This window comes from Mycolicibacterium sp. XJ2546, from assembly GCF_053483195.1.
Window position 1 is genome coordinate 1 of record NZ_JBEFRW010000004.1, and the last position, 25464, is coordinate 25464.

Here is a 25464-nt window from a genome sequence, read left to right on the forward strand (position 1 = left end):
AACGACGTCGGACTGATCGACCAAATCAGTTACCGCATCGACCGCGTCGGTCTGATCGACGAGGTCTGTCACCGTGTCAACGACGTCGGACTGATCGACCAAATCCGTCACCGCATCCACGGCATCCGTCTGATCAACCACATCAGTCACCGCGTCAACGACATCGGTCTCATCGACTACATCGGTGACGGCATCAACCAGGTCACTTTGATCAAGAACATCGGTGACCGCGTCGGTCAAATCGGTCTGATCCACCAAGTCGGTGACCGCGTCGAGCGAAGTGTCAAGTGTCGTATCGAGTGTGCTGTCGAGCGCGCTGTCGAGCAGACCGTCGAGCAGACCTAGGGTGGCTCTCGGCGCACCGGATCTCGCCACTCCTCCGGCGCCGAAACCTACGTCATCACTTGAGTCGGCGGCTCCATCGTTGCTGTCATCGGCCGGGCCACCAGTCGTAGTCCTACTGCCCGTGGAGTCTCCGGTGCCAGCGCCATCTCCGTCACTGCCGCCACCATCGTCGGCCGGCGCCAAAGGCACCGCTCCGGACCCACCTAATAAGCTCCCCGGCGCGTAAAGCAGTTGCACTGGCGGGGCCGGCGGCGCTTGGTAGGTGGCAAGAGCAATCGCCATCCCCCCGGCGAGGATCGTCGCTTTGACCGAACGATTACCAGACGGCTTGTTCGGCGCTGCGCGGTGCCGGCCGTGCGAAGGCTTCTGGCCAACGTCCGTCACACCACCCGGCGGCTGTTTCGATGTCGCGCGATGTCGTCCCTTGCTAGACGCCTTCTCACCCATCGACCCGACCCCTCCCGTCGGAAGGCTATGTCCCCTCATTGGGACATATGGCCCACAGGAGCATGATGGCACCCTTTCCAAACAGTTTGCCAGCTTTCGCGAAATCGGAATGAATTGATTCTGGGCGTCACGACTACAGAGGTTCTACTCCACCGAACGAGCTGGAAGCTAATACACCCTTACTCGCTTTCAGCAACGCCGACTCGGCACACGCCCACCCGCGTATCGCTCCCTGAAATGGGCATAACTAGGTGCTACGAAGTAGCAGTCGCGCCGAAGGCCCTACATAGCAATGGCTGGTGCAGTGTCACGGGTAAATCAACTCGAGGTAAACGGCACCCTGGCGTCAGGTGAACTCCCGTGCGACCGCTGCCGAGCAGTCCGTGACCATCTCCGCCAATTATTTGCTGTGATGCGTCTGCCGGTTCTCTTGCCCACAGACCACCACAACACTCGTACCCTCTACTAAAAAATGACGTATGTGCAGATAAACGACTCGGGAGCAGCCCGGGTGCGCGATCTTGAACGCCCGGCTTGCCGCGCCCGCCGAGTCACGTAAGCAACACGAGCACCATCGTCCGACGTAGCTATGACTACCATCACAGTCCGGCACGTTTTCAATGTTCAGGCCCGCGGCTGCGATTCCCACCGGCACCGCAATCAGGCGTCCCGCGCGTTCAGCACGACGGCCGCGGCACCGAACAGCACTGCAACCACCGCCGCGAAATATCCCAGCGAGCCGACAGGCCCCCAGGGCATAGCGTAGGCGGGGTAGATCCACGGGACCTCGGTGACGATGAAGATGTTGGCGAACGGCAGGTAAGGCCCAACCGCCGGTCCCACATCAGGCAGGTTGCCCAGCATCGGTTCGACAACCAATGGCCACAGCAAGAGCGCTGCCACCGCGCCTGGCCCAGCGCGCAGCAGCGCACCAACGCCGACACCCAGTGTCGCCGCCAGCGCTGCGTAGAGCGCGATGGCACCGGTCACCCGCCATACATCGGGCAACGTCAGCGACAGTCCGGCCGCAATGTCAGGCGTGGTGAATAGGCGCGCCACGATAACGGAACCCACTACAAGCACCGCAGCATAGATTCCCGAAAAAACCGCGATCACAAGCGCTTTCGCGACTAGAACCATAGTGCGATTGGGCGCTGCGACGAACGTGGTCCGAATAATTGCGCTGCGGTATTCGGCCGTCACCGTCATCGACGCCAGAACCATCAACACCGGTACACCGAACACCGCGACACCCAATGCTGCCCGCTCCGGCGCCAGTCCCGGCCCGCGCGCTAACGCCCCTTGAAGTGTGGCCAGCGCCAAACTAAGACCTGCAGCAGTCACCGCGATCCACAGCGACGATCGAGTGGTCGAGAGCTTGATGCGCTCAGCATTGAGCAACGCGACGGCGCTCACGAATTAACCGTTCGGTACTCGACGGACTCGTCGGTGAGCTTCATATATGCCTCCTCGAGCGAGGCCTGCTGCGAGCTCAACTCGTGCAACGTAATGCCGTGCCGGGCGGCCAGTTCGCCGACAACTTCTATCGCCGCGCCGCGAACCACCAACGCAGAATCTCCCGCTGTGGCGTGCGCTGGCAGACCCGCGTCGGCCAATACTCGAGCTAGCACGCCCATCTGAGGGCTACGGACACGGATGGTGTCGTCGCCCGACCGCCTGACGAACTCACTAACGGTCGTCGATGCGATCAGTCTGCCCTTGCCAATCACGACCAGGCGGTCGGCGGTGTTGGCCATCTCCGCGAGTAGGTGGCTGGAGACCAGCACGGTGCGGCCCTCGGATGCCAAGGTGCGCATCAAGGTGCGCACCCACCGAATACCCTCGGGGTCAAGACCATTCACTGGTTCGTCAAACAGCAGCACCGGCGGATCGCCCAGCAGCGCGGCGGCGATGCCGAGTCGCTGGCTCATCCCCAGCGACAGTGTGCCGGCCTTCTTGTCTGCGACAGCGCTCAACCCGACGATTTCGAGCACCTCGTCGACGCGCTTCACCGGAATGCGGTTGGAGGCGGCGATCCAACGCAGATGGTTACGCGCCGAACGGTTGGGATGTGCCTGCCTCGCGTCTAACAATGCCCCGACAGTGCACAACGGGAACGTCAACTCGCGGTAGGCGCGACCGTTGATCGTTGCTGTGCCTGATGTCGGGTGATCAAGTCCGAGGATCAGCCGCATGGTGGTGGTCTTGCCCGCCCCGTTGGGCCCGAGAAATCCTGTTACCAATCCCGGTTCAATCGAGCACGTCAGGCCGTCGACCGCACGCTTACGGCCAAACGCCTTCGTCAGCCCGGACAGCTCGATCATCGACCCATGATGTCAGGCAACCTCTGCCACAACCAGGTCCGCGACCACGCGCATACCTGTTGCGTTGGGATGCAGTGGCGCCGGGCGGCCGGGCCAGGGCAGCCCGAATTTGGTCGTCCACGGGTCGGTCGACCACGCGTGGTGCTCGCGGCTGGGCTCAGCGACACGGACCAGCCCGCACCCGGTGGCCGCCGCCGCCTCGGCGGTGAGGCGTTCGAGTTCGTCGGCGAGGTGCCGTCCGGTCGCGACGTCCGATTCCGTCAACGGAGGCGCCGAGGTTCCCGGTGGCGGCAGCAGCGTGAGGTAGTCGACGAAAACTACGTCGGCGCGCGGTGACCGCTGCCGTAGGGCGCGGCCCACTTCCTTCAGCGCGTCACCGACCTCCGCCAGCGCACGGTCACGGGCCGAGCGGTCGAGTTTGGCCTGCACCGCGGCACCGAGCACCGGCACCTTACGTATCGCGTGCGGCAGGCCTGCGGCGAACAGCAACGGTACGTAGCCCACGTCATTGCCGCCGATCGTCACCGTGACAAGGTCTTCGGAACCGTCGAGCGCCTCGATCTGCGGGCGCGCACCGAGTTGTCTGATACGAAGCAGGTTCGCCGTCGTCGCACCGGAATACGTCACGTCGACGAGGTCGAGACCGAGCCGCTCGGCAACCAGGTGCGGATAGTTGCGCGCCGATCGGCCCGCCGTGAACGGGCTGCCCGTGGCTCTCGGACGGATACCCGGTCCGGCCGCCATCGAACTGCCCAGCGCCACATAGCGACTCATATCGACGGGCTGGACGCCCGCGCCCAGAACCGCTTCGGAATCCGCCCAGCCTGCCGGGCGAGGTATCCGGCGGTGATCGCCGACGCCATCGCGGCGGCCATGGTGGGCGGGTCGTCGGCGCGGGTGACCGCGGATGCCAAAAGTACAGCATCGCAACCAAGTTCCATCGCCAGCGCCGCATCGCTCGCCGTGCCGATGCCGGCGTCGAGTATCACCGGTACCGAAGCGGCCTCGACGATCATCTCGATGTTGTGTGGGTTGGCGATCCCCAACCCGGTGCCGATGGGCGAACCCAGTGGCATCACCGCCCCGCAGCCGGTGTCCTCGAGCCGGCGCGCCAGTACCGGATCGTCGTTGGTGTAGGGCAGCACGATGAAACCGTCGTCGACCAATTGTTCTGCGGCCTTGACCAATTCGACGGCGTCGGGGAGTAACGTGCGCTCGTCGGCGATCACCTCGAGCTTGACCCAGTCGGTCTGCAGCGCTTCGCGGCCAAGCTGCGCGGTCATCACCGCCTCGGCTGCGCCGCGGCATCCCGCGGTGTTGGGCAGCGGCGAGATGCCAAGCCGGTTCAGCAGATCCAACACGCCCGTGCCGCCCTCGGAGTCGACGCGGCGCATCGCCACCGTGGTCAGCTCGGTGCCGGAGGCGACCAGCGCCTGCTCCAGCACCGCGAGGTTGGCCGCACCGCCGGTGCCCAGAATCAGCCGGGATCCGAACTCCCGCCCGGCAATCGTCAGCTTCGTATCAACCACCCTGCACCGCCGTCACCACATCGAGGCGCGCACCGTCGGCCAGCGTGGTGTCCCACTCCGACCGCGGCAGCACCGACCAGTCCACAGCCACCGCGATGCCCTTCTCGGGGAAGCCGAGGTGCGACAACAGCGCCGCGATGGTCATATCCTCGTTGACCTCGACCGCTTCATCGTTGACGATGACCTTCATCGGTTTGCTCCAAGACTTGCTCCAACCATGACATCGAGTTCGGCAGCGATCTTTTGTGCGGTCCACGGCGCCAATAGAAATCCGTTGCGGCCGTGTCCTGCCGCCACCAGCGTGCGTTCGTCGAGCCGTTCCACAATCGGTAACCCGTCCGGCGTCATCGGCCGCAGACCGGCCGAGATCTCGGCCAGCTCGTACTCCCCGAGCGCCGGCATCACCGCGCACGCGTCGTCGAGCAGTTCGCGCACCCCGGTGACCGACGGCGCGGTGTCGCGGCCGTGCTCGTACTGCGTCGCGCCGACGACGACGCCGTCGGCACGGGGCACCAGGTACACCTGCCTGCCGTGCACCCGGGCCCGGATCACCCGCTGCGGCGCCGGCATGCAGCCACGCCGCCAGCGCAACCGCAGCACCTCGCCTTTCACCGGGCGGATCGGCAGGCCGGGCCAAAGCGCAGGCGCGTCAATCCCGTTCGCGATCACGACCACGTCGCCCTGCACGTCGCTGAGCTGCCGCACCGACGGCGCCCACTGCACCCCGAGCCGCTCACAGTGCGCTTCCAGCGCCGCGACGACGGCCCGGTTGTCCACGGCCAGTTCGGTTTCGGCCCGCAGCCCGTGGCGGATGCTCTGTGCGAGCAAGGGTTCGACATCGCGTGCGGAGGAGATCACGCTCACCGGATGCCCCTGGGCGGCCAACCACCCGCCGACCCGCTTCAGATCGGCGACGTCGGCCCGGTCTACCGCGACCACCAACGACTCGCGCGCGGTGACGACGTCGTCGGGCAAGCCGTCGAGGAAACCGTCGCGCCACAACTCCAGCGACTCCAGGCCTAGCCGCAGCAACTCGTCCTCACCGGGCCAGCCCTCGCTGTGCGGGGCCAACATCCCGCCGGCCACCCAGGAGGCGCCGCGCCCGTCGCTGCGATGCACCCGGACCGCCCAGCCGTCCAGCGCGGCCCGGCGGGCGACAGACAGCCCGATGACGCCACCGCCGATGACGGCCAGCGACCTGCCGGTTCTTCCTGAATCCAAGATCCCTCCCTTCGCCGGCATGACCCGGATCAGGTGTGACGGTAAGGGCAGGGCGGCCCACTCTCAGCCCCCGTTCCCGGGACTCCCGTGTAGCGCCACCCAGCCTACTCGGGCGAAAGCGTTACGGTTCGCCGTGTGAACATCCGTGACCGCCTGGCGAGCGCAACGCTGTACCTGTGCACCGACGCCCGACGTGAGCGCGGCGACCTCGCCGAGTTCGCGGACGCGGCGCTGGCCGGCGGGGTCGACATCATCCAGCTGCGTGACAAGGGTTCACCGGGTGAGCAACAGTTCGGCCCGCTGGAGGCCCGCGAGGAACTTGACGCGCTGGCCACGCTCGCTGATGCGGCGCGGCGCCACGGCGCGCTGCTGGCGGTCAACGACCGCGCCGACATCGCGTTGGCGGCCGGTGCCAACGTGCTGCACCTCGGCCAGGACGATCTGCCGCTGGCCGTCGCGCGAGACGTCATCGGCCCCGACCCGCTGATCGGCCGGTCCACCCACGATCCCGACCAGGTCAGCGCCGCCGTCACCGAAGCCGTCGACTACTTCTGCGTCGGCCCATGCTGGCCGACGCCGACCAAACCGGGCCGGCCCGCCCCCGGGCTGCCCCTCGTCCGCGCGGCCGCCGAACTGCACACGGATAAACCGTGGTTCGCGATCGGCGGAATCGACGCGCAGCGGCTGCCCGAGGTACTCGACGCGGGTGCGCGCCGCATCGTGGTGGTGCGGGCGATTACCGCTGCCGACGATCCGCGCGCCGCGGCGCAACACCTGAAGGCGGCGCTGCGGGACGCTAGTTGATCAGCAGCGGAATCGATGCAGTCAGCGAGTGCAGCCGCTCCCAGCTCGCGGCGAACCCCGGATGCAGCGGCAGATCGGTGATCTGCTCGACGGGGACCCACCGCAGCTCGGCGCTCTCCCGGTTCGGGATGGTCGCCAGCTGTTCGGGGGCGTCGGCGATGACGGTGGTGTAGGTCCAGTAGGCGCCGCCCGGACCGGATACCTCCGCGGTGACGACGGTGGTGCGCACCGTGAGCCGTTCGGCGGCCAGCCCGGCCTCTTCCTGCGCCTCGCGCACGGCGGCCTCCTCGGCGGATTCGTGGCTGTCGCGGGCCCCGCCGGGCAACCCCCAGGTGCCGCCCTGATGACTCCACACCGCTCGGTGCTGCAGGAGCACCGCAGCCGTCCCGCTCGGATCCGGCGCGCGTAGCAACAAGCCCGCCGCGCCGAACCTGCCCCAGAAAGCGGCCCCGGTGTCCGCCACCACCCAGCCGTCACCGTCGCCACGCACGGCATCAGAATACGGACGCGCGCGCGTCCCGAACCTCTTAGACTTTTTTTATAGAGTGGGAGCGGTCGGAACGATAGCCGGAAAAGCACGAGTCGGATAAGAGTGATGAGGTCCGCGCGCACGTGACTGTGGAGTTGGCGCACCCGTCGACCGAGCCGCTCGCGTCGCGGTCGCCGACCCCTGCGCACCCGCGGTGGTGGTTTTTCTGGACTACGCCCGGCCGGATCCTGAGCATCGGGTTCGTGCTTTCTGCGCTCGTGATCGCCAGCGCGTTCGCGACGTCGACGACGATCAACGACCGCCAGCAGGTGCTGACCAGGGTGCTCAACCACACCGAACCGTTGGCGTTCGCCGCCGGGCAGCTCTACACCACGCTGTCGGTCGCCGACGCCGCCGCGGCCACCGCGTTCATCGCCGGCGCCGAACCCCGCGATGTGCGGCAACGCTACGAGCAGGCCATCACCGACGCCTCGGTCGCGGTCACCCGTGCGTCCAGCGGGTTGACCGACGAGGACATGATCCAACTGCTCGGCCGCATCAACGCCCAACTTTCCGTCTACACCGGGCTGGTCGAGACCGCGCGCACCAACAACCGGTCCGGAAACCCGGTCGGCTCGTCGTACCTGTCGGAGGCCTCGGCGTTGATGCAGACCCAAATGCTGCCCAACGCCCAAGAGCTGTATGAGCAGACCTCGGGGCTGGTGGACGCCGAGACGTCGGCCTCCACGCGGATTCCGGGTCCGGTGATCCTGGTGGTGCTCGCGACGTTGCTGTTCGGGGTGTTCGCCAACCGCTGGCTGGCGCGGCGGACCCGACGGCGCATCAACATCGGCTTCGTGGCCGGCGGGTTGGCCGTGTCGATCATGTTGATCTGGGTCGGCACCGCGTTGGTGCTCTCGACCGCCGACAGCCGCAGCGCGAAAGACACTGCGGCTCAATCGCTCAAGACCGTCACGAACCTGGCGATCAGCGCGCAACAGGCCCGCGCCGACGAAATTTTGTCGCTGATCCGGCGTGGTGATGAAACCGCGCGTAAGCAGTCCTACTATCAGCGCATCGACATGATGGCCGAGCAGCTGTCGGAGTACCTGGCCCGCGACGACGCGGTCGACAAGACCGACCTCGTCGACGCCGAGCAGTTGCTTGCGCGCTGGCGGGCGGCCGACGACCGCATCAACGCCTACATCAGCGTGGGCAACTACCAGGCCGCCACCCAGGTAGCGCTGGGTACGCGTGAGGACGACTCCACCCCGGCCTTCAACCAGCTCGACGCGGCGTTGAGCAAGGGGATCGAGGAGAGCCGCAGCCAACTGCGCAACAACATCGTCAACGCCTACCGGGTGCTGTCCGGAGCGACGGTGGGCGCCGCGGTGCTGAGCATCGTCGCCGCGATTTCAGTGGCGCTGGGGTTGTGGCCGAGGCTTAGCGAGTACAGGTGATTTGCCGGTGATGGGGAAAAAGTTGGGCGTGCTGCTGGCCGCAACGGCGTTGTTGTTGTCCGGTTGCGGCCAGACGACGCCGACGACGACGCCGCCGGGGGTCACGCTGGTTCCGCCCACGCCGGCGGGCATGGAGGAATTGCCGCCGCGGCCGGCGCGGGTGCCGGACGAGGACGACGACGACTGCGACCGTACGGAAAGCCTTCGCCCGTTTCCGACCAAGGCCGAGGCGGACGCCGCGGTGGCTGACATCCGCGCGCGCGGCCGGTTGATCGTCGGCCTCGACATCGGCAGCAACCTGTTTTCCTTCCGCGATCCCATCACGGGTCAGATCACCGGATTCGACGTCGACATCGCCGGCGAGATCGCGCGCGACATCTTCGGTTCCCCGTCACAGGTGGAGTACCGGATCCTGTCCTCAGCCGACCGGATCGCCGGGTTGGAGAACAACGAGGTCGACGTCGTCGTCAAGACCATGACGATCACCTGCGAGCGCAAGAAGCTGGTCAACTTCTCCACGGTGTATCTCAACGCCAACCAGCGCATCATGGCGTCGCGGGATTCGACGATCGCGCAGCCGTCGGACCTGTCCGGTAAGCGGGTGTGCGTGGCGAAGGGCACGACGTCGTTGCGGCGGATCCAGGAGATCACGCCGCCGCCGGTCATCGTCGGCGTGGTGGCGTGGGCGGACTGCCTGGTCGCACTCCAGCAGCGGCAGGTCGACGCGGTCAGCACCGACGACACCATCTTGGCCGGCCTGGTGGCACAGGATCCCTACCTGCACATCGTGGGGCCCAGCCTCAGCCAGCAGCCCTACGGAATCGGCATCAACAAGGACAACACCGGGCTGGTGCGTTTCGTCAACGGAACGTTGGAGCGCATTCGCCGCGATGGCACGTGGTACACGTTGTATCGCAAGTGGCTGACGGTGCTCGGCCCGGCGCCGGCGCCCCCGGTCGCGAGGTATTCGGACTGATGGCTGACGTGCGAGACGACGACTTCGACGAGGACCGCGCCGGCGCGGACGAGCCGATGGTCGGTACGCAACCGGCCAGCTTCGACGACATGGGCATGGATTCGGCGTCGACGGTGCGCCCGATGGCCACCCAGGCGGTGTTCCGTCCGCAATTCGACGATGACGACGACGACGACATCGGCGACACCGAACCCCACGAACACACCACGGCGACCAGGGCGCTCTCACCCACCCGCCGGCTCGGGGGCGGGTTGGTGGAGATACCGCGGGTGCGGGCCAAGGACCCGCTCGCGGCGTTGATGCGCAACCCGGTGGTCGCGGAGTCCAAACGGTTCTGCTGGAACTGCGGACGTCCCGTCGGCCGCGCCACAGCTGAGAGCCCCGCACAGTCGGAGGGCTGGTGCCCGTACTGCGGTAGTTCGTATTCCTTTCTGCCGCAGCTAAATCCGGGTGACATGGTCGCCGACCAGTACGAGATCAAGGGTTGTATCGCTCACGGCGGTCTCGGCTGGGTGTATCTGGCGCTGGACCACAACGTCAACAAGCGACCGGTGGTGCTCAAGGGTCTGGTGCATTCCGGTGACGCCGAAGCCCAGAAGATGGCGATGGCCGAACGCCGGTTCCTCGCCGAGGTGACTCATCCGGGGATCGTCAAGATCTACAACTTCGTCGAGCACGCGGACAAGCACGGTAACCCGGTCGGCTACATCGTGATGGAGTACGTCGGCGGCACATCGCTCAAACCGGCACGGGGAGAGAAGCTTCCGGTCGACCGAAGCATCGGCTACATGCTGGAGATCCTGCCGGCGCTGGGCTACCTGCACTCGATCGGGCTGGCCTACAACGACCTCAAGCCCGAGAACATCATGATCACCGAGGAGCAGCTCAAGCTGATCGACCTCGGCGCGGTCTCGACCCTCAACTCGTTCGGCTACCTCTACGGTACGCCGGGTTACCAGGCACCGGAGATCGTGCGCACCGGCCCCACCGTGGCCACCGACATCTACACCGTCGGGCGCACGCTGGCAGCGTTGACGTTGAAGCTGCGCACCCGCAAGGGTCGTTACGTCGACGGGTTGCCCGAGGACGATCCCGTTCTCGCCGAATACGATTCGTTCGGCCGGCTGTTGCGCCGCGCCATCGACCCGGATCCGCGGCGCAGGTTCGCAAGCGCCGACGAGATGTCGAGCCAGTTGCTCGGCGTGCTGCGCGAGGTAGTCGCCCGCGACACCGGCACCCCACGACCCGGCCTGTCGGCGGTGTTCTCCCCCACCCGGTCGACGTTCGGCATCGATCTGCTGGTGGCACATACCGACGTCTACCTCGACGGCCAGGTGCACTCGGAGAAGCTGACCGCCCAGGAGATCGTCAAGGCGCTGCCGGTACCGCTGCTCGACCCGACCGACGTGGGTGCGCCGGTGCTGTCGGCTAGCGTGCTGAGCCAGCCCATCCAGACGCTGGACCAGCTGCGCGCGGCTCGGCACGGTGCGCTGGACTCGGAGGGTGTCGACCTGTCGGAGTCCGTCGAACTGCCGTTGATGGAGGTGCGCGCCCTGCTGGACCTCGGCGACGTCGCCAAGGCCACCCGCAAGCTCGACGACCTGACCGGCCGGGTGGGTTGGCGGTGGCGGCTGGTGTGGTTCCGCGCCGTGGCCGCGCTGTTGACGGCTGACTACGTCGCCGCCACAAAACATTTCACCGAAGTGCTGGACACCCTTCCCGGCGAGCTGGCGCCCAAGCTCGCACTGGCCGCCACCGCCGAGTTGGCCGGCTCCAACATCGAAGAGTCGGCGGAGCGCAAGTTCTACAACACCGTGTGGTCCACCGACAACGGCATCATCTCGGCCGCGTTCGGGTTGGCCCGCGCGCAAGCGGCAGCCGGTGACCGCGACGCCGCGGTGAGAACGTTGGACCAGGTGCCCGCGATGTCGCGGCACTTCACCACCGCCCGGTTGACGAGCGCGGTCACGCTGCTGTCCGGTCGCTCGATGAGCGAGATCACCGAAGAACACATCCGCAATGCCGCCCGCCGCGTCGAGGCACTGCCCGACACCGAGCCGCGCGTGCTGCAGATCCGGGCGCTGGTGCTGGGCACCGCGATGGACTGGTTGGCCGACAACGCCGACCACACCGCGAGCACCAACCACATCCTCGGCTTCCCGTTCACCCAGCACGGTCTGCAGCTGGGCGTCGAGGCGTCGCTGCGGGCCCTGGCGCGCGCCGCACCGACCCAGGCGCACCGCTATGCGCTGGTGGACCTGGCCAACAGCGTGCGGCCCACGTCGACGTTCTAGCCGGGCTCAGTCAAGGATGCCCAGGGCGCGTGCGCTCCGCACAGCTTCACGCCGGTTCCCGGCGTGAAGCTTGGTCAGGATCGCCGAGACGTGCTTGTCGACTGTCTTGACCGACAGGTACAACCGCTCAGCGAGTTCGGCGTTGGTGAGCCCGTCTCCCATCAGCCGCAGCACGTCGACCTGTCGCATCGTCAGGCCCGCGGGATTCGTCAGCGTGCTCGAGCGACGACGCGCGGGCACCACGGCCATCCCTTGTGCCCGCAGCTCACCGCGAACCCTGGCGGCCACTGCGTTGGCACCGAGGCGATCCAACATGTCCAAGCCGCGGCGGGCCAGATCGGGGTCGGCGGAATCGACGAACGCCAACGCCGCCTCATATGGCATAGACAGCCGTAGGAATTCATCGGCGGCCGCCTCGCACTCCCCAGTCAGCAGCAACCGGTAGGGCTCGGCGACATCTTCCGCATCGACAGCGGGATCGATGCGGTGCAGCCACATCCCCAGCTCCCCGCGCGACCATTGGAGGCCATCGTTCGGACGGCCTTCGAGGAGGGCCCGGCAAGCGTGCAGTTGCTCTCCGAACTCGCCGCTGAGCCAGGATAATTCGACGACCCCCGCCGCCCCGGCCACGCGGCGAATCGGTTCACCCAGCCGGCCGACGAGCTGCCACTGCTCCTCGATATCCGCTGCGCCTGATTCGTCGCGGCGAAGCGCGATGAGTCCGCGTACAAGCAACGGCCAGGCACGGGCCAACTGGCCGCTCTGGGTGGTCAGGACGGTCTCGGCGTCGACAAGGGCATCGTCCCAATCCCCCAGAAACAGTTGCATCCGCGCGCGCTCACCCAATTGCCAGGACCGCGCAAGCGGCACGTCTCGTTCGATGCTCAGCGGCAGGCCGACGTCGAGCAACTCCGCCGCCTGCTCGAGCCGGCGGTGTTCCACATCGAGGTAGATGAGGCCGGCATAGGCATGCGAATAGATGTCGTCGAAGTGCACAGGAGCTGCACTCAGGGCTGCCAGGACCGCGGATCGCCCGTCGCCGTCGCCTGCGTACCCGCGGTAGCCCTCTATCACCCGAAGCCAGACGGCGAGGGCTTGATCGTCGGTCTTGCGGGCGAAACTTCTCGCCCGAGCTAACAAGGTCTCCGTACGGTTCAGATCGCCTGCCATCACGGCGATGAGTGCCTGCGTCGCGGTGGCATGGCCGATCAGCGCGAGTTCCACCGGACCGGTGCTCTGACCTTCGAGGACAGCGATCGCTTGCGCCGCGTGGTGTTCCGCGCTCGAACGGTTGCCGTCGCTCCATTCGTACATCGCCAATGCGTTGTGGTTCACGCTCACCGCTGCCGCCAGGTCGGTCTGCTGCCTCAGCCTCAGCGCACGGTTGCGCACCGCGATCGCATCGGGTAGCTGGTCGGTCAGGAAGTATTCGTGGGCAAGTAGTTCGAGCAGCTCGGCCTCCGTATGGGCCGACACCGGACCGCCACGGTCAAGCGCGATCCGGTAGAACTCGATCGCCTGCCTATGCGCGCCGGATCGCGCTGCCGCGCGGCCCGCGTCGGATGCGGCCAACCGGATGCGGTCAGGATCGCCGGTGCCGAGCACGTGATGGGTGATTACCGCGGGATCGGCGAGCGACGCCGACTCGTAGGCCTCGATCATGCGGCGGTGCAGGGCCGGTTCGGCCCCGGGCGGGATCACGCTGCTGACCGCGAGCCGGCACAAATCGTGGCGGAAGGCCACGCCGCGATCACTTCGACGGATGAGTTTCAGCTCGTTCAGCGCGCGCAACGTGGGCACCGTGACACCCAGACTCACGAGAAGCGCGTCGGGGATGGGTCCGCTCGCACATGCCAAGAGGTACAACAGATCCCACTCGAGTACATCGAGACCGACGGTTCGGGACAAGATCGCATCACGTACCGTCGTCGGTAAATCAGTTCCGGCGTGGTCGAGCATCTCGGTGACGAAAAACGCGTTTCCGCCGGTGATGCCGTGCAGCCATGTTGGGTCGATGGGACTGTCACCCACCAAGTCCGTGACGGCCTCGATGCTCAACGGCGGCAGCGTGAGCGATTTTGCGTTGGCGGCTCGGGCCACGTCGCCGAGCAGAGCCCGCATGGGGTGCGTGGTTGTGATCTCGTCGTCGCGCACGGTGCCCACGACCAGCGATCGGGTCCGGTGGACGCGGCGGAGCACGAAGCGAAGCAGGTCGACGGTGCCTTGATCGGCCCAGTGCAGATCATCGATCACCACCACCGATGGTTCCCTGCTGAAATCGTCGAACACCGCGGAATAGATCTCATAGGGCCGGGCACCGTCCCGGAGGAGTTCTTGCGTTGTGTCCTCGAGTTGCTCCGCGAGATCGTGGATCGGCCCCAGCGGTCGCGGCGTCGACAGCGGATCGCACGCGGCCGCGATGATCCGTTCGCGGTCGGGCCAAATCTGGGCGAAGGAGTCGACGAACGAAGTTTTCCCGGCGCCGGACTCGCCGCACACGATGACCACACCACCGGCGCCATTCCGTGCATCGTCGGCCGCGGCGGTGAGCTCGCCAAGCTCGCGTGCACGCTCGGTCAGCCTCACCTGCTGATGGTATCGAGCCCGGACTGCTCCGACCAGCGGAAACGGTTATCTGGGGGGTGCCCCAAGGCCCGAACATGGGGAGTTTCTCCCGATGCCGGTGTCTCGGCGATCGAGCAACACTGGCTGCGACCCGCCTGCTGGAGCCGGCGGCAGCTCGGAACAGGAGAACACGAACCATGAATTACCAGCCGCCGGCGAACCTGCTGGCCAGCACCGCACGCCCCATCGGGCGGCTGGGAACGCTCGCGTTGGCTCTTGGTGTCGGGGCGGCCGTGGTGGCGGCACCGACACCGTCTGGGCGTGGCGCCATGCACACCGTCTGCCCGCGCGTGAACTTGACCGCGACCACCCATGCACAACCGAACATGGCACCGGTTGGACCGATTCCACCGGCGCCGCAACCATTCTCGACGGTGTCGTACCTGCGTGGACAATACACCGGTGTAGCGGACCCGACCGGGCCGGCCGGGTCCGCTGAGTCAGACCACGATGCTCCCGGCGAGACGCGGTTCGCGGTAAGCAGCGCGCTGTCGTTCTCCCCCATTGTGTACGCGCAGCCGGGCGCAACAGAAACAGCATCGGGGAGCAGCGCCCGGATTCCAGGCGGCACCGCCGGCAACCCCGTGTCACTGCTCGGGCCCGGTGTACGACCCATCGTCGGGCCGGGCGGCTGGCTGATCGGCAACGGCGTCGAACCCGGGCAAGACGGCGGCTGGCTCATCGGCAACGGAGCCGACGGCGGACCCGGCCAAGACGGCGGCAACGGCGGCTGGCTGATGGGAAACGGCGGAACCGGTGGTAACGGTGTCGACCCTGGTCAGAACGGCGGCAACGGCGGGCGCGCTGGACTGTTCGGCAACGGCGGAGACGGCGGCGACGGCGCCGAAGCTATGGGCGACGGCAGCAACGGCGCTGACGGCGTCCGGGCCGGCAACGGTGGCGCGGGCGGTGACGGCGGTGCACTTCTCGGCAACGGCGGCGCGGGCGGTGACGGCGGCTACGCCACAGACTCGATCGCCGCGACCGGCGGCAGGGGTGGCAACGGCGGCGACAGTGGGCTGATCGGTAGTGGCGGCGCGGGAGGTGAGGGCGGTGGCGCCTTCGCCCCTGACCTCGCGATAGGCGGAAGCGGCGGCCACGGCGGTGACGGCGGATTCCGCGGTACCGCCGGCGCCGGCGGTGTCGGTGGTGGCGGATCGAGCCTCAGCGGCACCGCGGTCGGTGGCAACGGCGGAAACGGTGGTGACGGTGGGTTCCTCGCGGACGGCGGCAACGGAGCCGTGGGCGGTACGGGGACCAGTTTTGTCGGCGACGTCATCGGCGGTAACGGCGGCGATGGAGGCAACGGCGGCTTCGGCGGGGCCGGCGGCAACGGCGCGGTGGGCGGCAACGCTGAAAGCGACTCCGGCACCGTCGGCGGCGGTAAGGGTGGCGATGGCGGCGACGGCGGGTTCCTCGGCGACGGCGGCAACGGCGCCGCGGGAGGCTCGTCGTCCAACACGGGCCCCGGCGGTGCATCCGGCGGTCCCGGGGGGAAAGGCGGTGACGGCGGGTTCCGCGGCGACGGCGGTGACGGCGGCCTCGGCGGCGACGCGGATAGCCAGACCAGCTCGGGAAGCGGTGGCGACGGCGGGAACGGTGGGAACGGCGGTGAGGGTTCTGCTGGCGGGACAGGTGGGGATGGCGGATCTGGAACCAGTAACTCGGGCAACGGAAACGGCGGCGACGGCGGCAATGGCGGTAGCCCCGGGGGCGTCGGCGGTAAGGGCGGTACCGGCAGCACCAACAACGGAAATGACGGCAGCGACGGGTGACCCGACGGAAGCGGCGGCTCACCGAACCAGCACCTTCTAGCTTTGCTGGACCGGGCTACGGAAACGGTTGTCGCAGACCTGCTCCATACTGCTTCGACCAGTGGTTTCGCTCGCAGATCGATCATGGTCAAGCAACGGATTTCGTAGTAATCTCCGATCAGGTTGAGTTAACAGCTGACTGGTGACGTCATCGGTGCGCAACCCGACCCCTGGCGGCACCCACAGTACGAATCGTGAATTTCGGCTGAGGGAGTCCATTGTGTCCGCTGCAGTTGGAACTCTGCGGGTATTCCGTCCGGACCCTGATGCGCTGGACCGGCGCGAACACCACCACCGCGCTCAGTTCTGCGCAGCCCATCGGGGCTCTGACGTTGTTGTCACGGTGGAGGGTGAGGTCGACGCGACCAACAGCCGCGCCATGGTGACGTATGTGGAAGCCCAGCTCGTCGGCGCCTCGCAGCTGCTGCTGGATCTCCGGCTGGTCGACTTCTTCGGCACCCCCGGGTACGCCGCGCTGCACAACATCAACGTGATCTGCTCGCGCAACAGCATCACCTGGCAGCTGCGCTGCGGCAGGCAGGTCCGCCGCCTGCTGGCGATCTGCAATCCCGACGCCACCCTGCCGCTCGAAAAGCCGCAGTCGGTGCTCGACGATTTGCAGGCCGGGGACCGCGCGCTCGTCGCGGGCGCCTAAGCCACCCCAACCCGCTGGTCGAGTGTTGGGTTGAGGCACGCATCAGCCGATTTCGCGTCGATCAATCCCACACTCGAGACTCTCCGAGTCGTTACGAGCCGAGCACTGCGATGCAGTCGCGGGCGATGGCCAGTTCCTCGTTGGTGGGAATCACCAGCACCGTCGTCGGTGAGTTTTCGGCCGAAATACGGCGGGCGGTCTTGCCAGGGCTGGCGTTGAGGTGCTCGTCGAGTTCGACGCCCAACCCCGCCAATCCCGTCAGCGCGTCCCGGCGCACGTTGGCGTCGTTCTCCCCCACCCCGGCGGTGAACACGATGACGTCGGTGTTGCCGAGCAACGCCATGTATGCACCGATGTACTTACGTAGCCGGTGGATATACACGTCGTAAGCCAATTGCGCTGTCGCGTCACCAGATTCGATCTGTTCGTGAAGCTCGCGGAAGTCGATCTCGCCGCCGAGGCCGAAGACTCCCGAGCGCCGGTTGAGCATCTCGTCGATCTCGTCGATGCTCATCCTCGCCGTGCGCGCGAGGTAGAAGATGATGCCGGCGTCGACGTCACCGGGACGGGTGCCCATCACCAGCCCCTCCAGCGGTGTCAGGCCCATCGACGTATCCACCGGTCGCCCACCGGCGATGGCCGACGCGGACGCGCCGTTGCCGAGGTGCAGCACGATCTGATTCAGCGACTCCAGCGGCACGTCGAGGAACGCCGCCGCCTGCTCGCTGACGTATTGGTGCGAGGTGCCATGGAACCCGTACCGGCGGATGTGCCACTTTCGTGCGGTGTCCCGGTCGATCGCGTAGGTCGACGCGGCCGCGGGAAGGTCGTGGAAGAAGCCTGTGTCGAAGACGGCGATGTGCGGCAGGTCCGGCAGGATCTTGCGGGCCACCTCCATGCCCAACACACTGGGCGGATTGTGCAGTGGCGCAAGCGGTGCCAGCTCGCGCATCTTGGCGATCAACTCGTCTGTCACCAACGTCGGCGCATAGAAGCTGCGTCCGCCGTGCACGGCGCGGTGGCCGACGGCGACCAGGTTGAGCTCGTCCAGGCTGGCGCCTGCCTCGTCGAGCAGGTCGAACGCGGTGCGTAGTGCCCCCTCGTGATCGGCGATGGCCGGACCGTCGCGCCGGACTTCGCGCTCCCCGACCGTCACCCCGGCCAGCGCGGAGTCCTCTCCGATGCGTTCCACGGTGCCGTCAGCCAGCGATGCGCCCGAATCCGGGTCGATGAGCTGACATTTCAGCGACGACGAGCCCGAGTTGACGACCAGCACCGTCCGGGCCGGCGCGGTCATCACCGTTGCCCCTGGGTTTGAATCGCCGTGATCGCGACGGTGTTCACGATGTCCTCGACCAGTGCGCCCCGCGACAGATCGTTCACAGGCTTGTTTAGACCCTGTAATACTGGGCCGATCGCGATGGCACCTGCGCTGCGCTGCACCGCCTTGTAGGTGTTGTTGCCGGTGTTGAGGTCGGGAAAGATCAGCACCGTCGCGCGGCCGGCGACCTTGGATTCGGGCATCTTCGATGCGGCGACGGAGGGCTCCACCGCCGCGTCGTACTGGATCGGGCCGTCGACAAGCAGTTCGGGTGCGCGGTCCTGTACGAGTTCGGTTGCCAGCCTGACCTTTTCCACGTCGGCGCCAGAACCGCTGCTGCCCGTCGAATACGACAGCATGGCGACCCGCGGTTCGATGCCGAACCGGGCCGCGGTACTTGCCGAGGAGATCGCGATGTCGGCCAGTTGCTCTGACGTCGGGTCCGGCACGATCGCACAGTCGCCGTATGCGAGCACCCGGTCGGCAAGGCACATGAGGAAGATGCTCGACACGGTGGAGACGCCGGGTGAGGTTTTGATGATCTCGAAGGCGGGCCGCACGGTGTGGGCGGTCGTGTGCTTGGCCCCCGAAACCATACCGTCGACCATGTCGTTGTGCACTAGCATGGTGCCGAAATACGAGACGTCGTGGATGATCTCGCGGGCCTGCTCGACGGTGACGCCTTTGTGTTTGCGCAGTTCGGCGTACTGCTCGGCGAACTTGTCGCACAGGTCGCTGGTCTGCGGGTTGAGCACGGTCACCGAGGACAGATCAATCCCGAGCTCCGCTGCGCGGAAACGGATCTGGGATTCGTCGCCGAGGATGGTGAGGTCGGCGACGTGGCGGCGCAACAACCGGCCTGCGGCCCGCAGGATGCGGTCGTCGTCGCCTTCGGGCAGCACGATGTGCTTGCGGTCCGACCGGGCCTGGTCCAGCAGCTGGTAGGTGAACATCTGTGGGGTGACGACGTCGGGTATCGGAATGGCAAGCTGGGCGAGCAGTTCGGCGGTGTCGACGTGGGTCTCCATCAACTGCAGCGCGGTGTCGACCTTGCGCTGCGACGTGGTGGTCACCCGGCCCCGTGTCGCCGCCACCCTGCTTGCGGTTTCGAACGTGCGCAGCCCTGTCGCGAGAATGGGCAACCGCAGGCCGAGACCCGAAACGAGTGCGGCAATCGACGGATGCAGTTGCAGGCCGCCGTTGAGAATGATGCACGACAACGACGGGAAGCCTTCGGCGGCATGCGCGCTGGACAGGGCCAGCACAACGTCGGACCGGTCGCCGGCGGCGATGACGCCGACGCCCTCGGTCAGCCGTTCCAACACGTGCTCGGCGGTCATGCCGGCCACCATCATGCTCGTCACCTCGCGGTTGAGCAGGACCGGATCGCCGATCACCATCGAACCGTCTACCGCCTTCTGCAGCTCCGCGACCGTCGGCGCCACCAACAGCGGCGCCTCGGGCAGCACATAGCAGTTCGGCTTGAAGGACTCGAGCGCCTCGGCGACCTCGGCCATCTGGTCGGGGTCACAGCGGTTGGCCACCACGGCGGCGGTGTACGCATGCTGTGTGGCCACCTCGTCAAGACACATGTCGACGAGCTTGACGACCTCGTCGGGGGTACGGTTCTTGGCTTTCACCGCCAGTACCACCGGCGCCTTGAGGTTGGCGGCGATGCGTGCGTTCGTCGACAGCTCGCTGGGCGTGGCGACGTCGGTGTAGTCGCTGCCCACGATCAGCACCGCGTCGCACTGTTCGGCGACCTGGTGGTAGCGGTCCACGATGTCGGCAACCGCCGCATCCCGGTCGTCGTGGAGCTGCTGGTAGCTGACCCCCACGCAGTCGTCGTAGGCGAGATCCGCCGTCGCGTGGGCGAGCAGCAATTCGAGGATGTAGTCGCGCTGTTCCCCGAGGCGGGTGATGGGCCGGAAGACACCGACCTTGGCGACCGTGGCGGTCAGCCGGTGCAGGATGCCGAGGGCGATCGTCGACTTACCGGTATCGCCCTCGGGTGAGGCGACGTAGATCCCATATGGATCAGCGGGCACGCACGCCAGCCTAAGGCAATCACCCTCCGCCGGTCGGCCGGGAAACCGCTCGGCCGGCTCATACCGGCCTGCTGGATTTCCGCCGCGCGGGAAAAAACGCGTGTGACCTTCGTCTCAGGAAAGACGATCGAATTTGCGTTGGCGTTATAAATTGACGTACCGACACGTCAGCACTACTAACCATCTGGTAAATTACTTGCGAGCGCAAAGCTAGCAAACTCCTTGCAATGGCGCGGGAGTGTTTCGGTAGGCCCCCTGCCCGGTTGCGAGGACCATGACTGACACTGCAGTTCCGCCCGATCTCAGGACACAACCGTCCACCTTGAGCGTGGTGCTCACGCAGCGGCCGGTCAGTACTGTCCCGCGTCGGCGTGCATCGGTCGCAGACCTGCCGTTCTCCGCACGGCTCGGCATCGCCGCCACACTCGGCCTGGTCGGCTACTTCGGGGTGTTCGGCCAGGCTGTCGCCGATGCCGCGGCCGGCTCGCGCACGGTCATTCTGGCGATCACCCCGCTTCTCATGGTGCTGATCGCGACCGGCTACCGCCGCCCGTCACGTGGCGTCGGCGATTCGGAGTCCGACTGGATCATCGCCGCATTCGTGGGAATCTCGTGCTTCACGGCGATCCATTTGCTGAGCGAACGCATGTCGACGCTGTCCTCGCTCTGGCGCCTACAGTCCTTGGGCTTCGTCGTATGGTTCGCCTGCCTGCTGGTGATTCTGTTCGGCGCCCGCCATGTGGTGCACATGTGGAAGCTATGGGTGTTCGCGGTCTGCTGCGCAACACCACTGCCTTTCTTGCTGGCCACGGCCGCACTCGGCGGCTCCGACGATGCCGCGGCCCTGCTGGCCGCCGGTGTGGGTGCCGTCGCGGTGTTCCTCGCGTCAGAAGCCGCCGGGTTACGGCACCGGCTGATCGCGACCGCGGGCTGCTTCGTTTTGGCCGCCGTCGTTGTGACGTTCCTCGAGGCGTATATCGGCCTACTCACCGCGGTCGTCATCGGTGCGGGCGCCCTCCCGGTGCTGAGCGCTGTCATGTTGCACCGCATGACACGGTCGATGAGCGACGAACCGCAGCCCTCCGACGCGCGTCTCCCGCGCCTCTCGCCGGTATCGCTGGCCGCGCTCACGGTCATCGCGATCGTGCTGGCCGTCGTGAACTTTTCCTCCTCCCGTCAGGCCGACGCGCCGTCGGTCCCGGCTGATTGGACCGCACACGCCGGTCTCACCGCGCCGGAGGCGTTCCCGTTCATCACCCGATCCCTCGGCGCGGACGCGACCCTGCTGCGCTACGCGCTACCCGGAAGCGCGGCGATGCCTGCGGCCGCAGTCGATGTAATGACCAGCCCCAGCCGCGCGGCGCAGGACGATTTCGCGGGCGCGGTGTGGTACCCGAGCGCCAGCCCAGTGGAATACCGGCCTGCTCCGCCGTCGGCCGGACTTCCGGAAGGCGCCAGGATCGTGCACACCAACGCCGATGCAGCGATGTACGGCAGTGATCAGCACTGGTACGCCGTCACCTGGAACTGGCACGCCGGCAGTGAATACCAAACCGTCACGGTGATCGTCAGCCAGTCCTTCGACGGGCGCGACATGCCTCCGGACCCCGCGCCGCTGTCCCTGTTGGACACCTCGGTCAAACCGGCGCTGTGGACCACACGACAGCAACCCCATGTCGACGGTGAGGTGGACCAATCGGTTCTCAGCCGCGCCGACCACCTGACGCGTGGTCTCGTCAAGTCGGCCGAGGCCACCGGGGCACCGACCAGTGACTAAAGCCCTCATCCCGGCGCACCTGCCGGCCCACTTCTCGGCACGTACCGCGCTGAACCGTAAGTCGCTCCTGCGGTTCGGCGCGCTGGCCGCAATTGTGGTAGGCACCGTCATCGCGGCGCCACACGTTGTCGCGCCACTGTTGACAGGTATCGTCGCCCTGTTCTACCTGGCTGCGACCATCGACCGGAACTACCTGCTGTTCAAAGGACTTCGCGAATCGGCGATGGTGCGTGTGACCCGCGAGGAAGCGTTGGCACTGTCCGACGACGAACTCCCGGTCTATACGGTCCTGCTACCTGTTTACGACGAACCGTCGATCGTGACGAACCTGATCAACGGAGTCGGCAAGCTCGACTACCCGCGTGACAAGCTGGAAGTGCTGCTGTTGGTCGAAGAGGACGACGTCGCCACCCAGGCGGCGCTGATCGGCGCCGAACTCGAATCTGTGCGGGTTGTCCTGGTTCCGCACAGCCTGCCGAAGACCAAACCGAAAGCCTGCAATTACGGGATGTCGCTGCCGGATCTACGCGGCGAAATGGTGACGATCTATGACGCCGAGGACATCCCCGAGCCGTTGCAGTTGCGCCGCGCCGTGGCCGCATTCTGCCGGCTGCCCGACGAAATCGGGTGCCTGCAAGCAAGACTCGGCTACTTCAACGAAAAGCAGAACCTGCTCACGCGGTGGTTCTCCCTGGAGTACGACCAGTGGTTCGGCGTCATCCTGCCCGCCGTCGAGAAAGCCCGTTGCGTGGTCCCCCTCGGCGGTACCTCAAACCACATGTCGACCGCCACCTGGCGGGAGATCGGCGGATGGGACGAGTACAACGTCACCGAGGACGCCGACCTCGGTGTGCGACTGGCGCGGCATGGCTACCGCACCATGATCCTGGACTCGATCACGTTGGAAGAGGCCAACTCCGACGTGGTGAACTGGATCAGGCAACGGTCCCGCTGGTACAAGGGTTACCTGCAGACCATGCTCGTGCATCTGCGCAACCCCTCGGGACTGCGGCGCGAGATCGGAACAAAGGCAATACTCCGACTGCTCAACATGACCGGTGGAGTGCCGTTGACCGCAGTCTGCAACCTGGTGTTCTGGTTCACGTTACTGGTCTGGGTGTTGGGACGCCCTCACTTCATCGCGATGGTCTTTCCGCCGACGACCTACTACATCTGCTTGACGCTGTTCCTCATCGGTGCTCCGTTGTCGATCTACTCCGGGCTGGTCGTCACCAAAGAACTCGGCAAACCCCATCTGTGGCCGGCCGCACTTCTGACACCGGTGTACTGGCTGCTTCAGGCGGTTGCCGCCGTAAAAGCCATCTACCAGTTGCTGTTCCGACCGTTCTTCTGGGAGAAGACAGTTCACGGGCTGACAGCTCCGCATATTTCACCGCCATCCGCTGGAGGTTCTCAGTGACCGCAATCGTCCGGACGGTGGGCGTCGCCCTCGTCGTCGTCGCGGCCCTATGGGCGCAAGTCATGCAGCCCGAGCTGCCACGTGCCTCAGCGGATCCACGGGACTCTGGTATTCCCGGCTCCAACGTGACGCCGCCGATCGTCTGGCCGGAGTTGGGGCTTCCGGACCGCTTGGAGCTGATCGGGTCGAACCAGTCGACCAGCGTTTCGATTCCGGTGCCGTCGGGCGTGACACCGACGACGCTGACCGGTCAAGTCGGATCGGTGGTCAACGTCGTCGAGGGCCGGATCGAAGTTTCCGACGGACGCGGCGTCGTGCTCGGCACGATCCCCGTGCCAGCCGATATGGCCACCGTACCGTTCAAAGTCGACATCTCACGCGCCGAGATCAACGACGGGCAGGCTCAACTCAGTTTCGTGCTGCGCGACAAGACCGTCGCCGTCGACAGCTGTACACAACGGCCCTCGCTGGCGTTGAGCCAGCTGGCAGCGGCGTTCTCCGGCCCCACTCCGGCACCCCGCACCGTCGCGGATTTTCTGCCCGGCTACCTCGACCAGGTCCTCATCCGCGTTGGTTCGGCACCAACGGAAAGCCAACAGCAGGCCGCGCTGGATCTGGTCGCTGAACTGACCCATCTGTACCGGCCGATGCCCGTGCGGATCGAGGTGGACAGTTCCGACGGCGCGGTGTCGCCGGCGAGCAGCACAGCGCGGCGGGTGATCGACATTCGCGACGGCGCAACTGCGGCGCTGAAGGTCGAGAACGCCGGCACACAGGATGCGGCGTTGGCGATCACCGGCACCGGTCAAGAGCTGGTGCAGCAGGTCGACCTGTTCGCCGACCGACGCTTCAGTCTGGCCCAGTCACCCTCGGCCGCAACGCTTTCAGCGCTGGAGGACCGCAGCCAGGCCACCAACATAAAGACGTTCGCGCAGCTCGGCATGGCCGGCGAGGCGTCGGTGCTGGGAACCAGCACGCTGTACGCCGGCTTCGACGTCAGCAAGTTCGCTCTCGGGCCGATCAGCCACGCGAAGGTGCACGTCAAAGCCAAGTACACACCCGTGGTCGGCGGCGAGGCATCGATCCTGATCCGCTCCGGCTCCACCGTGCTGGCCACCCATGTTCTCGACGAATCCGGCGTGCTGGACGTCATCGGTGACATACCTCCCGAGTCGATCACCTCAACGATCGGTATCGCTATGGAGCTGCGGTACAGCCCCCGTCAGGAATGCGCACCGTTGAACGATCGTATGACCTTCGCGCTGGACCCACAGTCGACGGTGACCGTCACACCCGGCACCCACAACCGTGGCGGGTTTCCGGTTCTGCCCATGGCGTTCACACCGGACTTCGATGTGGCCATCGACAACCCGGAGCATCTGACCTACGCCGCGCAAGCGATCAACCTGATGGGACAGCAGACGACGGTGGCGCTGCGTCCCAAACTCACGTCGTTCGCGGAAGCCGCCTCTGCCGGCACGGGCCTGTTGGCGGTGACCGAAGGTAGCGAAATGGCAAACGCTGGAATGAATCCACCGATCCAGCCGGGTGCAGCGAACACCGTCAACGTCAACGCGAGCCCAGATACCGAGCTGGATCTGGGCGGTCCGCTGGGCGTCGTACAGGCGTTCACTCACAACGGCCGTACCGTGCTGGCGATATCAGGCCGCGGTGACTGGTCTCTCGTCGCAGACGCGTTCAACTACATCCGCGGCCTCGAGAACCGCTGGGCATCGCTGTCCGGTGACGTCGTTGCCACCGGCGCCGAGCGGCAGACCGTCAACCTCACCGTGCGCGAAGGCGGCGGGCTGATCAACGAATATCCCGGGGACCACTGGAAGTGGTGGGCATGGGCGTCGATCGCCGCCGGTGTCGCGATCGTGATCGCAGCGGCTGTGCTGTTGGTTATCCGCCGGCGACGCGGTACCCAGTGAG

At 66.5% G+C, this 25464-nt stretch carries 19 protein-coding genes and 1 pseudogene; 9 read left to right on the forward strand and 11 right to left on the reverse strand.

Going from position 1 to position 25464, the window contains the following annotated elements; translation table 11 throughout:
• The 7 genes and pseudogenes from ABQE44_RS08960 to thiO all read right to left on the reverse strand — a co-directional run.
• A pseudogene (locus ABQE44_RS08960) lies at positions 1-792 on the reverse strand (hypothetical protein); the annotation flags it as partial.
• Positions 793-1452: 660 nt separating this feature from the next.
• On the reverse strand, positions 1453-2208 hold the full coding sequence (locus tag ABQE44_RS08965) for an ABC transporter permease (RefSeq protein ID WP_448429255.1): 756 nt from the start codon (positions 2206-2208) through the stop codon (positions 1453-1455).
• Positions 2205-3116, reverse strand: a complete 912-nt coding sequence (locus tag ABQE44_RS08970) for an ATP-binding cassette domain-containing protein (RefSeq protein WP_448429257.1) — start codon at positions 3114-3116, stop codon at positions 2205-2207. The genes ABQE44_RS08965 and ABQE44_RS08970 overlap by 4 nt, the downstream gene beginning before the upstream one ends.
• A 12-nt stretch (positions 3117-3128) precedes the next feature.
• On the reverse strand, positions 3129-3890 hold the full coding sequence (locus ABQE44_RS08975; RefSeq protein ID WP_448429259.1) for an SGNH/GDSL hydrolase family protein: 762 nt from the start codon (positions 3888-3890) through the stop codon (positions 3129-3131).
• A complete protein-coding gene (gene thiG / locus ABQE44_RS08980) occupies positions 3887-4645 on the reverse strand; it encodes a thiazole synthase (protein ID WP_448429261.1) in 759 nt (252 codons plus the stop codon). The genes ABQE44_RS08975 and thiG overlap by 4 nt, the downstream gene beginning before the upstream one ends.
• Complete coding sequence (thiS, locus tag ABQE44_RS08985) at positions 4638-4835, reverse strand: sulfur carrier protein ThiS (RefSeq protein ID WP_448392382.1); 198 nt, start codon at positions 4833-4835, stop codon at positions 4638-4640. The genes thiG and thiS overlap by 8 nt, the downstream gene beginning before the upstream one ends.
• Entirely contained in the window at positions 4832-5887 is a 1056-nt protein-coding gene (gene thiO / locus ABQE44_RS08990) for a glycine oxidase ThiO (protein WP_448429263.1), read from the reverse strand. Before thiO ends, thiS begins: the two co-directional genes overlap by 4 nt.
• 114 nt (positions 5888-6001) lie before the next feature.
• Between thiO and thiE the strand changes: the two genes are divergently transcribed.
• Positions 6002-6670 carry a thiamine phosphate synthase gene (gene thiE, locus ABQE44_RS08995; protein WP_448429265.1) on the forward strand — a complete coding sequence of 223 codons (669 nt, stop codon included), beginning with the start codon at positions 6002-6004 and terminating at the stop codon, positions 6668-6670.
• Here the strand turns inward: thiE and ABQE44_RS09000 are convergent.
• The gene (locus ABQE44_RS09000; protein WP_448429267.1) at positions 6663-7160 is read right to left on the reverse strand and encodes an NUDIX hydrolase; all 498 of its coding nucleotides are present in this window, start codon (positions 7158-7160) and stop codon (positions 6663-6665) included. The genes thiE and ABQE44_RS09000 overlap by 8 nt on opposite strands.
• Before the next feature lie 122 nt (positions 7161-7282).
• On the opposite strand from ABQE44_RS09000, the gene glnX reads away from it, so the two are divergent.
• From glnX to ABQE44_RS09015, 3 genes are read left to right on the forward strand one after another with little or no spacing between them, the layout of a single operon-like run.
• Positions 7283-8599 (forward strand): protein kinase G-activating protein GlnX, encoded by a 1317-nt coding sequence (gene glnX / locus ABQE44_RS09005; protein WP_448392386.1) that lies wholly within the window; start codon positions 7283-7285, stop codon positions 8597-8599.
• Positions 8600-8609: 10 nt separating this feature from the next.
• Entirely contained in the window at positions 8610-9575 is a 966-nt protein-coding gene (locus ABQE44_RS09010) for a glutamate ABC transporter substrate-binding protein (protein WP_448392387.1), read from the forward strand.
• The gene (locus ABQE44_RS09015) at positions 9575-11869 is read left to right on the forward strand and encodes a serine/threonine-protein kinase PknG (protein ID WP_448429269.1); all 2295 of its coding nucleotides are present in this window, start codon (positions 9575-9577) and stop codon (positions 11867-11869) included. The genes ABQE44_RS09010 and ABQE44_RS09015 overlap by 1 nt, the downstream gene beginning before the upstream one ends.
• Before the next feature lie 6 nt (positions 11870-11875).
• Here ABQE44_RS09015 and ABQE44_RS09020 read toward each other — a convergent pair whose 3' ends face one another.
• Complete coding sequence (locus ABQE44_RS09020; protein WP_448429271.1) at positions 11876-14455, reverse strand: ATP-binding protein; 2580 nt, start codon at positions 14453-14455, stop codon at positions 11876-11878.
• A gap of 176 nt (positions 14456-14631) precedes the next feature.
• Between ABQE44_RS09020 and ABQE44_RS09025 the strand changes: the two genes are divergently transcribed.
• Both ABQE44_RS09025 and ABQE44_RS09030 read left to right on the forward strand, forming a co-directional pair.
• A complete protein-coding gene (locus ABQE44_RS09025; RefSeq protein ID WP_448429273.1) occupies positions 14632-16269 on the forward strand; it encodes a PGRS repeat-containing protein in 1638 nt (545 codons plus the stop codon).
• Between the two features lie 259 nt (positions 16270-16528).
• Complete coding sequence (locus tag ABQE44_RS09030; RefSeq protein ID WP_448429275.1) at positions 16529-16963, forward strand: STAS domain-containing protein; 435 nt, start codon at positions 16529-16531, stop codon at positions 16961-16963.
• Positions 16964-17054: 91 nt separating this feature from the next.
• Here the strand turns inward: ABQE44_RS09030 and ABQE44_RS09035 are convergent, their stop codons facing one another.
• Together ABQE44_RS09035 and pta are read right to left on the reverse strand one after the other, a co-directional pair.
• Positions 17055-18260, reverse strand: a complete 1206-nt coding sequence (locus tag ABQE44_RS09035; RefSeq protein WP_448429277.1) for an acetate kinase — start codon at positions 18258-18260, stop codon at positions 17055-17057.
• A complete protein-coding gene (gene pta / locus ABQE44_RS09040) occupies positions 18260-20332 on the reverse strand; it encodes a phosphate acetyltransferase (protein WP_448429279.1) in 2073 nt (690 codons plus the stop codon). Before pta ends, ABQE44_RS09035 begins: the two co-directional genes overlap by 1 nt.
• Positions 20333-20606: 274 nt before the next feature.
• Here pta and ABQE44_RS09045 point away from each other — a divergent pair, with 274 nt between their 5' ends.
• Genes ABQE44_RS09045 through ABQE44_RS09055 form a run of 3 tightly spaced genes read left to right on the forward strand, consistent with a single transcriptional unit; the run spans position 20607 to position 25463 of the window.
• Entirely contained in the window at positions 20607-22109 is a 1503-nt protein-coding gene (locus ABQE44_RS09045) for a hypothetical protein (RefSeq protein ID WP_448392392.1), read from the forward strand.
• A complete protein-coding gene (locus tag ABQE44_RS09050; RefSeq protein ID WP_448429281.1) occupies positions 22102-23529 on the forward strand; it encodes a glycosyltransferase family 2 protein in 1428 nt (475 codons plus the stop codon). Before ABQE44_RS09045 ends, ABQE44_RS09050 begins: the two co-directional genes overlap by 8 nt.
• Positions 23526-25463: a hypothetical protein gene (locus tag ABQE44_RS09055; protein WP_448392394.1), complete on the forward strand. Its 1938-nt coding sequence runs from the start codon at positions 23526-23528 to the stop codon at positions 25461-25463. The genes ABQE44_RS09050 and ABQE44_RS09055 overlap by 4 nt, the downstream gene beginning before the upstream one ends.
• The last annotated feature ends 1 nt before the right edge of the window (position 25464 follow it).

What these genes read in the sequence shown, in the direction of transcription:
- thiS (WP_448392382.1), bottom strand. Translation starts at nt 4,835, where the DNA reads ATGAAGGTCATCGTCAACGATGAAGCGGTCGAGGTCAACGAGGATATG.
- ABQE44_RS08975 (WP_448429259.1), bottom strand. Translation starts at nt 3,890, where the DNA reads ATGAGTCGCTATGTGGCGCTGGGCAGTTCGATGGCGGCCGGACCGGGT.
- ABQE44_RS09025 (WP_448429273.1), top strand. Translation starts at nt 14,632, where the DNA reads ATGAATTACCAGCCGCCGGCGAACCTGCTGGCCAGCACCGCACGCCCC.
- ABQE44_RS09010 (WP_448392387.1), top strand. Translation starts at nt 8,610, where the DNA reads ATGGGGAAAAAGTTGGGCGTGCTGCTGGCCGCAACGGCGTTGTTGTTG.
- ABQE44_RS09015 (WP_448429269.1), top strand. Translation starts at nt 9,575, where the DNA reads ATGGCTGACGTGCGAGACGACGACTTCGACGAGGACCGCGCCGGCGCG.
- thiO (WP_448429263.1), bottom strand. Translation starts at nt 5,887, where the DNA reads ATGCCGGCGAAGGGAGGGATCTTGGATTCAGGAAGAACCGGCAGGTCG.
- ABQE44_RS09045 (WP_448392392.1), top strand. Translation starts at nt 20,607, where the DNA reads ATGACTGACACTGCAGTTCCGCCCGATCTCAGGACACAACCGTCCACC.
- ABQE44_RS08970 (WP_448429257.1), bottom strand. Translation starts at nt 3,116, where the DNA reads ATGATCGAGCTGTCCGGGCTGACGAAGGCGTTTGGCCGTAAGCGTGCG.
- ABQE44_RS09035 (WP_448429277.1), bottom strand. Translation starts at nt 18,260, where the DNA reads ATGACCGCGCCGGCCCGGACGGTGCTGGTCGTCAACTCGGGCTCGTCG.